Raw genomic sequence first — 13,307 nt, forward strand, 5'->3', positions numbered from 1 at the left:
CGCGCGGTGGGGCCGCGCGGCGGGGGCAGGGGTGCGCACCTCGGTCGTGTCTTCACATTCCCCAGGCCCTCCGCCGTGCGGCCGGGACGTTCACCCCGGCGCGGACATCCGCTCAGTCGTCGTCGGGACCGTCGTCGTCCGGACCGTCGTCGTCAGGTCCGTCGTCGTCCGGACCGTCGTCGTCCGGACCATCGTCATCGTGAGCGTCGTCGTCGGGCCCGTCCTGGTCGGCACGGTCGTCGTCCCGGCCGTCCACGTCCGGACCGTCGTCCCGGTCGTCCGGCTCGACCACGAGCACCTTGAACCCCGCGTCGAGGCTCACGTCCACCCGGGTGCCGTCCGCCCGCGTGACGTCGACCTCCCAGACCTCGCGGTCGTCGTCCCCGCCGTCGTCCCCGTCGTCGTCCGCGTCCTCCCGCTCGACCTCGCCCGCGACGCTGCCCGGACCGGCCGCCTGCACCGCCGCCGCCCGTGCCGCGTCCGCGTCCGTCGGTGCGACCGGCGCGTCGTCGCGCTCCGACGCGGATGCGGTCACCGACCCCGACGCCGACTCCGACCCCAATGCCGACTCGGATGCCGACTCCGACGACGACGCCGACGCGACCGCGAGTGTCCCGGCGGTCGCCCCTCCGGCCAAGGCGAGTGCCGCGGCCCCGATCACCAGCTTCCTGCGCATGCCGTCCTGCCTCCTCACGGATCCCGCGGCGGCCCGTCCGGCCACCGCGGCCACTGCCATCGTGCGACGCCGATCCTGAAGGTCCGCTGAACGCGGCCCACCCCGTTCACCCGTACGGCCGCACACGTACGCCCGACGCCGCGCGACGCCCGACGCCCGACGCCCGACGCCGCCCAACGCCCGACGCCGCCACGCGCGCGAACGCGCATTCAGCTCCCGTTCAGGTGCGGCATGTCACGGTTGGAGGGTGCGCATCCTGGTGGTCGAAGACGACACGGACCTTGCCCTGGCCCTCAAACGCGGTCTCGAACACGAGGGCTTCGCCGTCGACGTCGCACACGACGGCACGGACGGGCTGTGGATGGCGACCGAGAACCCGTACGACGCCCTGGTCCTCGACATCATGCTCCCCGGCCTCGACGGCGGCACGCTCTGCGCCCGCTTGCGCGCGGCCGACAACTGGGTGCCCGTCCTGATGCTCACCGCCAAGGACGGCGAACTCGACGAGGCGCGCGCACTCGACGCGGGCGCCGACGACTACCTCTCCAAACCCTTTTCGTACGTCGTGCTCGTGGCCCGCCTGCGGGCGCTGCTGCGCCGCGGTCGACGTACACGTCCGCCGGTCCTCCATGTGGGTGACCTGAGCCTGGACCCCGCCGCCCACCGCGTCGCGCGCGGTGACCGGGCGATCGATCTGACGCCGCGCCAGTTCGCTTTGCTGGAACTGCTGATGACGCGCGCGGGCGAGGTGCTGTCGAAGGCGGTGATCCTCGACCACGTGTGGGACTTCGCGTACGACGGCGATCCCAACATCGTGGAGGTGTACGTACGCCAGCTCCGACTGCGCATCGACGCACCCTTCGGCCGAAACTCGCTGCGGACCGTGCGCGGCGTCGGCTACCGCCTCGACGACGACACATCCGACGGCGGTTCATCCGGCCCCACGCCCCGCCGGAACGGGGCCTGACATGCGCCCCCGCTCCGTCCGCGCCCGGGCCACCGCCGCCGCCTCGCTCGTCGTCGCACTCGCCCTCGCGGTCGGCGCGTTCGGCCTGCTGGCAATCCTGGAGTCCTCGCTGCGCGACGGGCTCGACCGTACGCTCGGCGACCGCGCCCGGGACCTCGCCGCCGTCGCCCCGGGCATCGCAGCCGGCACCGAACTCGACACGGCGGGGGACGAGGACATCGCGCTCGTGGTCGCCGCGGACGGCAGTATCGTCGCCGCCTCGTCCGACGAATTCAGCGCCGCCTCACCACCGTTCACCCTCTTCCTGAACAACGCCCGCAGTTCCGCGGGCGACGGCGAGGACGACACGGACAAGGCGGACGACACGGACGAAGCGGGCCGAGTCGGCAACACGGGCGACGCGGGCCGAGTCGGCAACACGGACAACGCGGCGCAAGTCGAAGACACCGACGAGTCGGACGACAGAGCCGACGAGGACGACCCCGACCTCCGCACCCTCCGCGGCCACGACGAGGACGGCGAGCCCGAGACCTTCCGCGTCGCCGCCCAGGTCGCCGAGGACGGCGGACGCACCGTCTACGTGGCAAGCAACATGGACCGCGTCACCGAACCGGTCGGCACCGTCCGCCTCACCCTCCTCGCCGGGCTCCCGCCCCTGCTCGTCCTCCTGACCCTCACCACCTGGCTCGTGGTCGGCCGCTCGCTGCGTCCCGTCGAGGCGATCCGCGCCGAGGTCGCGGACATCTCCGAACACGCCCTCGACCGCCGCGTCCCGGTGCCGCCCACCGACGACGAGATCGGACGCCTCGCCCGCACCATGAACGCGATGCTCGCGCGCCTGGAGCACGCTGGAGACCGGCAGCGGGCGTTCGTCGCGGACGCCTCGCACGAACTCCAAACCCCGCTCGCCTCGTTCCGCGCGCAACTGGAGGTCGCCCTCGCACATCCCGAGGCAACGGACTGGCCTGGCACCGCGCGTGGCCTCCTCGACGCCGACCTCGCGATGGAACGCCTGGTCCGGGACCTGCTGTTCCTCGCGCGCGAGGACGAAGGCGGCCCGCCGTCGCGTGTGTCGCTCTTCGACCTGGACGACGTGACCCTCGAAGAGGCCGCGCGCCTGCGGTCGGTGACCCCGGTGCACGTCGACACGTCGCGCGTATCGGCGGCCCCCGTGCGCGGTTCGCGGGACGACCTGACACGGCTCGTCCGCAACCTGCTGGACAACGCCGCGCGGCACGCGGAGGGCGTCGTGACGGTGTCGCTGTCCGCGGACGCGCACACCGTGACACTCGCCGTGGAGGACGACGGAGCGGGCGTACCAGTGGAGTTCCGGCCGCACCTGTTCGAGCGGTTCACCCGGGCGGACGCGGCGCGGACCCGTACGCCCGAACGCGCGGGCGAGGGCCGTTCCGGCGGCACCGGCCTGGGCCTCGCGATCGCCCGCACCATCGTGGAGCGGCACGGCGGGACGATCGAGGCGGGCGACCGACCGGACGGCACCCGCGGAGCGCGCTTCACGGTTCGGCTCCCGGTCGCGGCGATCTGACGCGGACTACCGACGCGACGTCCCTCCGACGCGACGTCCCTCCGATGCGACGTCCCTCGGACTCGACGTCCTCCGACGCGACGGCCCGACACGACGATCTGTCAAGGACGTTCGCGCTGTGTGACGATTGCGCCGTACCCGCGCGGGACAATACGGTCGGCGCATGGAGCAGCAGCCCGTCCCCGGCCGTCCCTCGGGGCGCAATCCGTGGATCGCCACCGGGGCCACGGCGGGCGTCGCCCTCGCGCTGATCGCCGCGCTCCTGACCACCGCGGGAAACGGGGAAGCGGCGCCTCCCCGCGACTCGGGACCGGGCGTCACCGCCCGACCTCCCGCCGCGACGCAAGCCCCGGCCGACACGCCGTCGCTCCCACCCACCGCGACCGGCCCCAAGAGCGACTGGAACAACGCCGCCGGCGACACCGACCCCTTCACCGCAGAGGTGTGGTTCCCGGAGCTCGGGCCGACCACGATCCAGAACCGGCCGTACACCCAAGTCGCGCAGGACACCAAGACGTGCAACGCCGCCGAGCCCAAGATGCAACCGCTGCTCGACGACACCTGCATCGGCATCGTCCGCTCGCTGTGGACCAACGGGGCGAGGACGCATGTGGCTCAGCTGTCGGTCGTGTCGGTGGTCGACAAGGCCGCCGCCGAAACTCTCGCCGAACGCATGTCTGCGGGACGCAGCGACGGCGACTGGGTGTCGTTCATCCCCCCGCCGCCGGACTCCGGGCTGCACTTCTCCGAGGAATACCCCACCTGGCACGGCCCCCTCGCGTCCGGCTCCTACCTCGGTCCGTTCGCCAACGGCCACTTCGTGGTCCTCATCGAGGTGGCTCGCAGCGACGGCACGGCGATCGACCCGCCTGCCAAGACCATGCACAGCGACCTCAAGCTCGTCGCCATGGAACACATCAACTACAAGGTGTGGTCCGCGGTCGACCTCGGTCTCGACGAGCACTCAACCGCCCGGCCGACCGACATCCCGGAACCCCCGGTGCTGATCGCGCCATGACAACGGGGAGTCGCCGATGAGCGACGGAAGTTCGCGCTACCTGGGGGCGACCGACGTCCACGTCCTGATCGTCGACGGCGGCCGCGTCCTGCTGCTGCGCCGCGCGCCCGACGCCGACTACGGACCGGGCCTCTGGACGCTCCCCTCCGGCCATGTCGAGGACGGCGAAGACGTCGTCGCCGCGGCCCTGCGCGAGACCCGCGAGGAGACCGGGGTCGCGCTGACCCGCGAACTCCTGCGCTGCGAACTGGTGATGCAGCACCGCGGACCGCTCGCCACCGGCAAGACCCGCAACGGCTGGTTCTTCCGCGCGCTGGGGCTGCCCGGCGGCGCGGGCCGCCCGTACAACGCCGAGCCGCACAAGCACAGCGATCTGATGTGGGCGGACCTGGACGACCTCGACGCCGTGCCGGGCGGCATGGTGGCGTACGTGCGGGCCGGCCTGGACGCGATCGCGCAAGGGCACCCGTACGCCCTGCACTTCCAGGAGCCGGGCACCCCCGTCGCGCACTCCCCCGGCGCGTCGGCGCTCGCGCCGTTGCCGAGCGTGGACCACGTCAACGTGCCGCTGCGCCGTGAGTTCGGCGTGCTGGAGTGGACGCGGATCGGCGGGCCGTGGACCTGGCACCCGGACGAGCCGGTGCCGCCGGGGTTGCCGACCCGGCAGTCCTGGGGCTGGCTGTTCGCCCCCGACGGGCGCGCGCTGGTACTCGCGGCGCCGGACGGCTGCCTCAACATGCCCGGCGGCACCGTCGAGCCCGACGACACCGACGCGTTGGCGACGCTGCGGCGGGAGGCGTACGAGGAGGCGGGGGCGGTCCTCGCGGAGACGGCGTACGTCGGCTACCTGCTCGACCACCAGGGCCTCATGTACGGCGGCGAGCCGAGCGCCCGCGTGCGCACCGCCGCCCGGTTGGCCTCGCTCGGTCCCGCCGCGGTCGACCCCGCGACCGGTTCGACCTGGCGGCGCCTGCTCGCGTCGCCGCGCCTGATCGCGTCGCTGCTCGGCGGCGGGGACGCGTCCGTCGCCGAGGCCCGCGACGCGCAACGGGCCGCGCACGAGCGCCTGGACGTGCCGATCTGCGACGCATGGACGCTTGAGGAGGTCCCCAAGGAAGGTGTCGCCTTCACCTAGCCTCTCCCCGGCTCTCGCCACCCTCCACCTGGGCGGACAGTCCGCCGAGCGCGGCGGAACGGCGGGTCGCGAGCCGGATCGCGCGGTCCGTGGTTGGCTGGGGGCGTTCGGCAGTACCGGCGCCCGGCGGGCGCCGCACCGGCAAGGAGGGCTCCATGGCTGACGACACGACCGAAGCGCGGGACGCTGACGCCCCCGCGGAGGCGGGCAACACGAACGACGACCTCAAGCGCAAGTTCCGCGAGGCGCTGGACCGCAAGCGCGGGGTGAAGACGGACTCGGTCGAGGTCGGCCAGGACGAGCACCCCAAGGTGCACGGCGGTGCCCACGGCCCGGCGGCGCAGCAGCGCACGTTCCAGCGCAAGAGCGGCGGCTGACACCCGGGGGCACAGCACCCGGACCGCCCGTGCAGCACCGTGCAACACCGCTGCAAATCCTGCATCACCCGGGCAGCACACAAGCACCACGTCAGCACCACATCAGCACCAGCACCGCCCGGCACCCGGGGCGGGCCCGACCTTATGCGTCGGCCCGCCCTTCCGGGTGTTCCGCCAGATAGCGCTCGACCGTCTCGACCTTCTTCGTCAGCCCGTCCGTGACCCCGTCGCGGATGTCGGCCTTGAGCGTCATGGTCACCCGCCCACTGCGAGCGCGCACCGCTTCCACAGCGTCCTTGACGACGGCCATGACCTCGTCCCACTCGCCCTCGATGCTGGTGAACATCGCCGTGGTCTCATTGGGCAACCCACTGGCCCGCACCACCCGCACCGCCTCGGCGACGGCCTCCCCCACGTCCTCACCGATCCCCAGCGGCGCAACAGAAAAGGCAACGATCACGACAAACCTCCCGAAACGACAAGGCCCCCGTCAACCCTAACCACCGCGCCCCCTCACAGCCGCAGGCGGCGCCAGGAGTGGGGGCCTTTCCAGTTCTCCTCGCCGCGGGCCCAGGCCACGAAGACGGCCAGTACGTGGGCGGTGGAGTCGATGTCGGCTTGGAAGTGCATCTTTGCGGAGCCGTCGCGGTATTCGACCTGGTAGGGCTCTCCCTCGTCACGCCGCGTCTGTACGTAGTACTGCTCGTCGCCCGGGATGCGCTCGACCACCAGGAACGTGTCGCCTTCCGCGCCGATCCGCTCCAGGAGCCGGTACAGGCCCGGGACGGTCGGCCAGTCGACCGTGTTCCCGTCCTCGCTGCGCACCGATACGGCCAGCAGCTCGCGGCCCTGGTCCGGCTGCTCTTCGCCGCGCACGTCGTCCCGCACGTTCCGCCTCCCCGTTGATCGTCCGGCGGTCGCCCGCCGGTGCGGTCATGCCCGCATCCTGGCACCCGGGGGGGACACCCGTCGCGCCCCGGTACCGTGGCGGCATGTCCGCGTACGACCCGCGCCGCACCGCCCCCGGCCCACTCGGCCTGCCCGCCCGAACCGGGCGTCCGCTCGACGTCGCCGTGGTGGTGCGCTACCGCAAGGCCGTGACCTACGGCATGCACGCGCTGCTCGGGGCGCTGGAGGCGAACCCGCCCGAAGCGGCGCACGACGTGTGGCTGGGCCGCACGGCCGAGGAGACCGCCGAGCTGATCACGGCCGCACTCGACGCCGGTGCCGCGCGCGTCCTGGTGCCCTGGTCGTTCTACTCCCCCGACGCCGAGGCCATGGCCGCCGAACTCGCCGACGTCCGCGCGGCCGTCGACGACCCACGCGTCGTGCACGTCGCGGGCGGCGTGCACGCGACCGCCGAGCCGCAGCAGATCCTCGACGCGGGCTGGGACCTCGCGGCGATCGGCGAGGGCGAGGCCACGTTCGTCTCCCTCGTCGCCGCCCTCGGCCGCGGCGAACCGCTCACCGGCGTCCCGGGCCTCGCGCTGCGCGACACCGACGGCAGGGCCCTGCGCACCGGCACCTCCGTCCGCGGCCCCCTCGACGCAACCCCGTCCTTCGCCCTCGGCCTGCACCGCTTCGGCCCGATCGAGATCACCCGCGGCTGCATCTACAGCTGCCGGTTCTGCCAGACGCCGTTTGCGTTCAGTGCGCGGTTCCGGCACCGGAGCGTGGAGAGCGTGCGGTGGCATGTGCGGGAGATGTCGGAGCGCGGGTTGAAGGACGTGCGGTTCATCACGCCGACGTGTCTGTCGTACGGGACGCAGGACGAGACGCCGGACCTGGACGCCGTCGAGGAGCTGCTGGCCGGGTGCCGGGAGGAAATGCTGCCGCACGGGCGGCTGTTCTTCGGGTCGTTCCCGTCGGAGATCCGGCCCGAGCATGTGACCGTCGAGGCGATGCGGCTGTTGAAGCGGTACGTGTCCAACGACAACGTCATCATCGGCGCGCAGTCGGGTTCGGACCGGATTCTGGACGCGGCGAAGCGCGGGCACGGGGTGCAGCCGGTGCGTGATGCGGTGCGGATCGCGGTACAGGAGGGGTTCCGGCCGAACGTCGACTTCATCTTCGGGATGCCGGGCGAGGAGGAGGCGGACGCCGACGCGTCGTTGTCGCTCGCGGACGAGTTGACGGGTCTGGGGGCGCGCATCCACGCGCACACGTTCATGCCGCTGCCGGGGACGCCGTGGCGGGACGCCGAACCGGCGGTGGTGGCGCCGGCCACCATCCGCCGGTTCGACGAACTCGCCGCGCGCGGCGACCTGTATGGGCACTGGCAGCGCCAGGCCGAGCACGCGCGGCGGCTGGCGGAGACGGCGAAGGCGTATCCGCGCCGCGAACGTCGGCGCCGCGTCTGAGAGTTCGTGCCGTCAGAAGGGGAGCGGGACGAAGCACTGCGAGACAACGGAGTCGACCGGTGCGACCGGCCACAGGGTGAGGCTGCCGTGCGGCGGGATCCACGTCGCCGCGCCGTCCGCGGTGGTGACCCACACGATCACGTTGGTGCGGTTCTCGACCGACGAGGCGATGTACGGGGACGCGAAGTACTCGCTGCCGCACTCCGGGATGAGGTGGGGCTCGGGTACGCCGATGCCGCCCGGGAAGAGGCACACGTACCCCTCGGGGCACAGGTCGGACTTCTGTACGCGGCCGTCCGAGGGTGCCGCCGTGCCGACGCTCGCCGCCGCGTTGCCGGGGCCGGCGACGAGAGCGGCGGCGGCGAGGGCAAGTGCGGCCAGGGAACCGCTGATTCGGCGCAGGGTTCCACGCACGGTACGGCAGGGCGGGCGGAGGTCCACGGTCGTTCCTGCGTCGGTTGCTGCGCCACCGGCCGCGACGGCCGTGGTGCTTGTTGCGGTGGTGGGCGTTGCGGTGGTGCTCGTTGCCGCGATGGTCGTTGCGGCAATGGCCGTTGCGGTGGTGGTCGAGGTACGCATGCCTGCCTCCAGCAGTGTCCCAAGGGCCGTTCCGGGCGTGCCGGGGGAACTCCGCAGTCCCGCACGGCGCTTCACCGCCGACCCCATCGGTTGGTTTCCGCGTGCCGCAATCGAGTCCACCCGTACGGCCCAGCGCGTCCACCCGAACGGCTGTGCCGCGACGCAGCGCGGGCGCGGGCACGGGCCCGGAAAAAGTTCCGAGGCGGTTGAACCCGCTGGAGGGGCGGCCGCGTACTGAGGCTCGACAACACACCGTGTCAATCCGGCAATTTGCCATGGGGGTCCACCATGTCCGTTCGCAGGTTCACGCTGCCCGCAGCCATGCTCACCGCGGTCCTTATGACCGGTTTGACGGCTTGCGGGTCGTCGGACGGCGACGCGAAGTCCGCGGCGCCGCCCGGGAACGCGCCGCAGAACGCCCCGGCGGACACCGGCGGCCAGGCATCCGCGGACGCGCCCGGCCAGAACGCGCCGTCGGCCTCCCCGCCGGACGCCGGGCACGGCTCCGGCCATGATCCGGCCGCCGCCGGAGGGCCGCCCGCGGACCAGGCCAGGGACACCGGTGCGGCCGAACCGGCCGCGGGCGACGAGGTGTTCTTCGTCGCGAACCTGACCGGGACCGAGGAAGTCCCCGGCACTGACGGCAAGGCGGTCGGCGACCAGGACGGCAAGGCCACCGCGTACGTGCGCATCAAGGGCAACCAGATGGCGTTCGCCATCAAGTGGCAGAACATCGCCGCGCCTTCGGCCGCACACATCCACCAGGGCGCGAAGGGTGCGAACGGCGCGGTCGTCGTGCCGTTCTTCGCGTCGCCGCTGCCGGACACCGCAAACGCCGCCACCGGCAGCGTGGCGGTGGCCGATCCTGGGCTGCTCGACCGCATCCGGAACAACCCCGGCAACTGGTACTTCAACCTGCACACCGGCGAGTTCCCGGGCGGCGCGGTGCGCGGCCAGCTCACCAGGCTTGACAAGCCCGTCGACCTGAACTCCGTGCTGAGGACGGGCAAGCCCGAGGGCACGCTGACGGTGAACGCGACCGGCGCGCAGGAGGTCCCGAACAAGGACGACAAGCCGATCGACGACCAGGACGGCCGTGCCGTGACGGCCGTGCGCCCGTGGGGCAACTGCGTTGATTACGCCTTCAGTTGGAAGAACGTCGCACCGCCCACCCTCGGCCACGTGCACAAGGCCCCAGCCGGCCGGAACGGCGATGTCGTCGCCCCGCTGTGGGCGTCCGAGAAGGGCCTGCCGCAGTCGATCACCGGGCTGTCCGGCACCGTCGAAGGCGTGAAGCCGGAGATAGTCGCGGAGATGTCGGCGAACCCCGCGGGCTTCTACACCAACCTGCACACCGGCGAGTTCTCCGGCGGCGCGGTTCGCGGCCAACTCGGCTGAGCAGCATGGCCGTTCGGCAGGGCCGGGCCGCGAACGCGCCCGGCCCCGCCGATTGGCGTGTCAGTGCGCCCCACGCGAGCGCTCGCCCTCCCACACGTGAAGTCAGCCCCGGCGAGGGCAGATCAGCGCGCCTCCGCGAGCCGGTAGGCGTCCAGCGCCAACGACAGCTCCACCACGGAGACCGGGTCGCCGAGCAGACGTCCCGTCAACTGCTCGTAGCGGCGCAGCCGGTTGAGCACCGTATTCGGGTGGTAGAACAGCCGGTTCCCGGCTCGCCGCGTCGAGCCACCCGACTCCAGCCAGGCGCGCAGCGTGCTCAGCAGGGAGTCCCGGTCGGCGCACGGCAGTTCGAGGACAGGACCGAGCGCCCGGGAGATCAGCAGCCGGGCCAGGTCGGGGCTGTCCGCGACCACGGCCGCGGGCAGGCGCTCCTCCAGCACCGCCACCGGTGCGTCCGGGTTGGCGCGCAGGGCGCGTTCGGCCAGGACGCGGCCGCGCGCGAGCTCCGCGGGGCCGTCCACCGCCGGGCTGACGCCCACGCGCAGCCCCGGCGGCGGGTCCAACGCCTTGACCAGGTCGGCGAGTTCGGCGTCCCCCAGGTGGACGATCGCGTGTGCCCGGACGTGCGGCCCCGAACACCGGTGGCCGGACGCCCCGGTCGTCGGGGCCCGCGGCGACGGCGGCGCCGCGCACCACACCGCGCGCATCCCGGACCCGACTTGCAGGCCCCCCGGGGTGCCGGTCGCACCCGCCGTCCCGTGACCTCCGCTCGGCCGTGCACCGCCCCGGGACGCCAAGTGGCCCTGGGCGGGCGCCCCGTCGTCGACCACGCTGGTGAGCGCGAGCACCGCGTACGTCCCGTGCTCCGGCAACCCGAGGAGCATCGCCGCCATCTCGGCCCCGACCGGCCCGGGGTTGCGCGGGTCATGCGGGTCATGCGGATCGCGTGGGTCCCGCGGGTCCTGCGCGGCGCGCAAATCACGTACAGCGCGCGGGTCTTGCGCCTCACGCGAGTCGCGCGGGTCACGCGGATCACGCAGGCTGCGCGGGTCATGCGGATCACGCGGATCGTGCGCGTCATGCAGGGCACACGCGTCGTGCGTGTCACGCACGTCGTGCCCGTCATGCGGCCCATGCCGGTCGCGAGAGCCGCGGCGTTCGCGAGCGCCGCACGTGTCACGCGCGTCGGCGGCGCCGAGCACGGCGCCACCGGCCGCCCGGACCGGCGCGCCGAGGCCCCCGTCGTGCGGGCCGTCTCCCGGGACGCCGCCGAGCAGCGCCCCGACCAGGTCGTCCGAACTCACCGGGGCGTTGCCCACCCCGATCGAGGACACGGGTGCCATAGCGTCATCCCTCGCCGTCGTGCCGGTCAGACCTGGCCGAGCTTGGTGTAACCGCGGAGCAGGTCACGGGAAATGATCAGGCGCAGCATCTCGTCGGTGCCCTCGAAGATGCGGTACAGCCGGACCTGGCGGTACGCGCGCTCCAGCGGGAGTTCGCGCGTGTAGCCCATGCCGCCGTGGATCTGGAGCGCGCGGTCCACGACGCGGTTGACCATGCCGGCGCCGTACAGCTTGGCCATCGAGGAGCTGTGCCGCGGTTCGAGCCCCTGGTCGACCGCCCACGCGGCGCGCAGCACCAGCATTCGGGCGGCCTCCAGTTCGACCTCGGAGTCGGCGATCATCCACTGGATCGCCTGGTTCTCGCCGATCGGCCGGCCGAACGTCTCGCGCGTGTTGGCGTGGTCGACGGCCATCTGCAAGACGCGCTCGGCGATGCCGATGCCGTTGGACGGGATGACGTAGCGGCCCTTGCCGATCCACTTCATGCCGAGCGTGAACCCCTGCCCGATCTCACCGAGGATGTTGCGGGCGGGGACGCGTACGTCCTCGAACACCAGTGAGGCGGGGCCGCCTTCGCCCATGGTCTGGATGAACTCCGACTTCCAGCCCATTTCGCGGTCGACCAGGAACGCGGTGGTGCCGCCGCCGCGTACGCCCTTGTCCTTGTCGGTGACCGCGACGACGATCGCGAAGTCCGCGTCGTTGCCGTTGGTGATGAAGGTCTTCTCGCCGTTGAGGACCCATTCGTCGCCGACCTGACGGGCCGACAGCTTGATGTTCGCGGCGTCGGATCCGGCGCCCGGCTCGGTGATCGCGAAGCACGAGACGCGGTCGCCGGCGATCGTCGGGAGCAGGTACTCCCTCTTCTGGTCCTCGTCGGCGAAGTAGAGGATGTTGTCCGCCTCGCCGCCGAAGCGGAACGGCACGAAGCAGCGGCCGATCTCGGTCCAGATGAGCGACTGGGTGACGGCCGGGAGGTCCATGCCGCCGTACTCCTGCGGCGTGGACAGGCCCCAGAAGCCGAACTTCTTCGCCTTGAGCTGGAGTTCCCGCAACTCGCCGGGCTCCAGGCTCGGCTGGTGCGCGCGTTCGCGGCGCAGCACCTCCTGCTCCAGCGGCATCACCTCCTTGGCGATGAACGCCCGGGCGGTGTCGCGTACGGCTTTTTGCTCGTCGGTGAGCGCGAAATCCATGGCTGCCTTCGGGTGCCGGCGCGGCCCCCCGCGGTGCCGCGCGCCGTTTCTGGTTAGCAGTGCTAATTTAACGCAGGCTAGCTGGAGCGGCGGCGTCTGGGAAGACCCGCCATGATGGCGCCATGAGCGAGATCGGCAACGAAATGGTGGAGGAGGCGATCCCGGTCCTCCGGGTCGCCGACGCGCAGGCGGCCGTCGCGTGGTACGCGCGCCTCGGCTTCGGCAAGGAGTGGGAGCACCGCTTCGAGCCGCACTTTCCGGCCTTCGTGTCGGTCGCGCGGGGCGGCGTACGGCTGTTCCTGTCCGAGCACGAGGGCGACGCGCGTCCCGACACCCTCGTCTACCTCCGACTGAACGACGTCGACGCGGTCGCCGCGGAGTTCGGGGCGCACGTCGAGGAGCAGCCCTGGGCGCGCGAGGTGCACCTCACCGACCCGGACGGGAACCGCGTGCGCGTCGGCACCCCGTCGCTGTTCTAGACCCATCCCAGCCTCGTCCCTGTTCTGGACGCACCGGAACCCCCGTCGCTCTTCCAGGCGCAATCGCTGTCCGCCGCAACCGACGTGAAGAAATTACCGCCTGGTAACCACGGAACGCACGCGAAATCGCGCCGAAGACACGTCCAAGGCACTCCGAAGGCACATCGGAGGCACATAGGGAGCACATCCGGAGCAGGCCGAAGGCACACGGCCGAGGGGGGGGGGGGGGGAGGAGC

Annotated in this window: 14 protein-coding genes; 8 read left to right on the forward strand and 6 right to left on the reverse strand. The window is 72.3% G+C overall.

All coding sequences use genetic code 11. From position 1 onward, the window contains the following. Window positions 1–112: 112 nt before the first annotated feature. On the reverse strand, window positions 113–676 hold the full coding sequence (locus ACRX5S_RS23460) for a hypothetical protein (RefSeq protein WP_436775025.1): 564 nt from the start codon (window positions 674–676) through the stop codon (window positions 113–115). Between the two features lie 247 nt (window positions 677–923). Here ACRX5S_RS23460 and ACRX5S_RS23465 point away from each other — a divergent pair, with 247 nt between their 5' ends. The 5 genes from ACRX5S_RS23465 (at window position 924) to ACRX5S_RS23485 (ending at window position 5,719) form a co-directional block, all read left to right on the forward strand. After that, window positions 924–1,643, forward strand: a complete 720-nt coding sequence (locus ACRX5S_RS23465) for a response regulator transcription factor (RefSeq protein WP_436775026.1) — start codon at window positions 924–926, stop codon at window positions 1,641–1,643. A 1-nt stretch (window position 1,644) separates the two neighbouring features. Further along, complete coding sequence (locus ACRX5S_RS23470) at window positions 1,645–3,189, forward strand: sensor histidine kinase (protein WP_436775027.1); 1,545 nt, start codon at window positions 1,645–1,647, stop codon at window positions 3,187–3,189. 163 nt (window positions 3,190–3,352) lie between these two features. After that, on the forward strand, window positions 3,353–4,207 hold the full coding sequence (locus ACRX5S_RS23475) for a hypothetical protein (RefSeq protein WP_436775028.1): 855 nt from the start codon (window positions 3,353–3,355) through the stop codon (window positions 4,205–4,207). A gap of 16 nt (window positions 4,208–4,223) precedes the next feature. Next, a complete protein-coding gene (locus ACRX5S_RS23480; RefSeq protein WP_436775029.1) occupies window positions 4,224–5,342 on the forward strand; it encodes an NUDIX domain-containing protein in 1,119 nt (372 codons plus the stop codon). Between the two features lie 155 nt (window positions 5,343–5,497). Then, a complete protein-coding gene (locus ACRX5S_RS23485) occupies window positions 5,498–5,719 on the forward strand; it encodes a DUF5302 domain-containing protein (protein WP_436775030.1) in 222 nt (73 codons plus the stop codon). 142 nt (window positions 5,720–5,861) lie between these two features. On the opposite strand, the gene ACRX5S_RS23490 is transcribed toward ACRX5S_RS23485, so the two are convergent. Beyond that, the gene (locus tag ACRX5S_RS23490; protein ID WP_436775031.1) at window positions 5,862–6,179 is read right to left on the reverse strand and encodes an MTH1187 family thiamine-binding protein; all 318 of its coding nucleotides are present in this window, start codon (window positions 6,177–6,179) and stop codon (window positions 5,862–5,864) included. Between the two features lie 53 nt (window positions 6,180–6,232). After that, window positions 6,233–6,607, reverse strand: a complete 375-nt coding sequence (locus tag ACRX5S_RS23495) for a hypothetical protein (RefSeq protein WP_436775032.1) — start codon at window positions 6,605–6,607, stop codon at window positions 6,233–6,235. A gap of 104 nt (window positions 6,608–6,711) precedes the next feature. Here ACRX5S_RS23495 and ACRX5S_RS23500 point away from each other — a divergent pair, with 104 nt between their 5' ends. After that, window positions 6,712–8,079 carry a TIGR04013 family B12-binding domain/radical SAM domain-containing protein gene (locus ACRX5S_RS23500; RefSeq protein ID WP_436775033.1) on the forward strand — a complete coding sequence of 456 codons (1,368 nt, stop codon included), beginning with the start codon at window positions 6,712–6,714 and terminating at the stop codon, window positions 8,077–8,079. 12 nt (window positions 8,080–8,091) lie between these two features. Here the strand turns inward: ACRX5S_RS23500 and ACRX5S_RS23505 are convergent, their stop codons facing one another. After that, window positions 8,092–8,520, reverse strand: coding sequence for a hypothetical protein (locus ACRX5S_RS23505; protein WP_436775034.1), 429 nt, complete (start codon window positions 8,518–8,520; stop codon window positions 8,092–8,094). Between the two features lie 426 nt (window positions 8,521–8,946). On the opposite strand from ACRX5S_RS23505, the gene ACRX5S_RS23510 reads away from it, so the two are divergent. Beyond that, entirely contained in the window at window positions 8,947–10,056 is a 1,110-nt protein-coding gene (locus tag ACRX5S_RS23510) for a CHRD domain-containing protein (protein ID WP_436775035.1), read from the forward strand. Between the two features lie 122 nt (window positions 10,057–10,178). On the opposite strand, the gene ACRX5S_RS23515 is transcribed toward ACRX5S_RS23510, so the two are convergent. Together ACRX5S_RS23515 and ACRX5S_RS23520 are read right to left on the reverse strand one after the other, a co-directional pair. Next, a complete protein-coding gene (locus tag ACRX5S_RS23515) occupies window positions 10,179–11,399 on the reverse strand; it encodes a helix-turn-helix domain-containing protein (protein ID WP_436775036.1) in 1,221 nt (406 codons plus the stop codon). Between the two features lie 26 nt (window positions 11,400–11,425). Beyond that, entirely contained in the window at window positions 11,426–12,592 is a 1,167-nt protein-coding gene (locus tag ACRX5S_RS23520; protein WP_436775037.1) for an acyl-CoA dehydrogenase family protein, read from the reverse strand. Between the two features lie 122 nt (window positions 12,593–12,714). Between ACRX5S_RS23520 and ACRX5S_RS23525 the strand changes: the two genes are divergently transcribed. Beyond that, complete coding sequence (locus ACRX5S_RS23525) at window positions 12,715–13,071, forward strand: glyoxalase superfamily protein (protein WP_436775038.1); 357 nt, start codon at window positions 12,715–12,717, stop codon at window positions 13,069–13,071. The last annotated feature ends 236 nt before the right edge of the window (window positions 13,072–13,307 follow it).

The sequence above is a fragment of the Yinghuangia sp. YIM S09857 genome (assembly GCF_051388915.1).
Taxonomy (GTDB): Bacteria; Actinomycetota; Actinomycetes; order Streptomycetales; family Streptomycetaceae; genus Yinghuangia.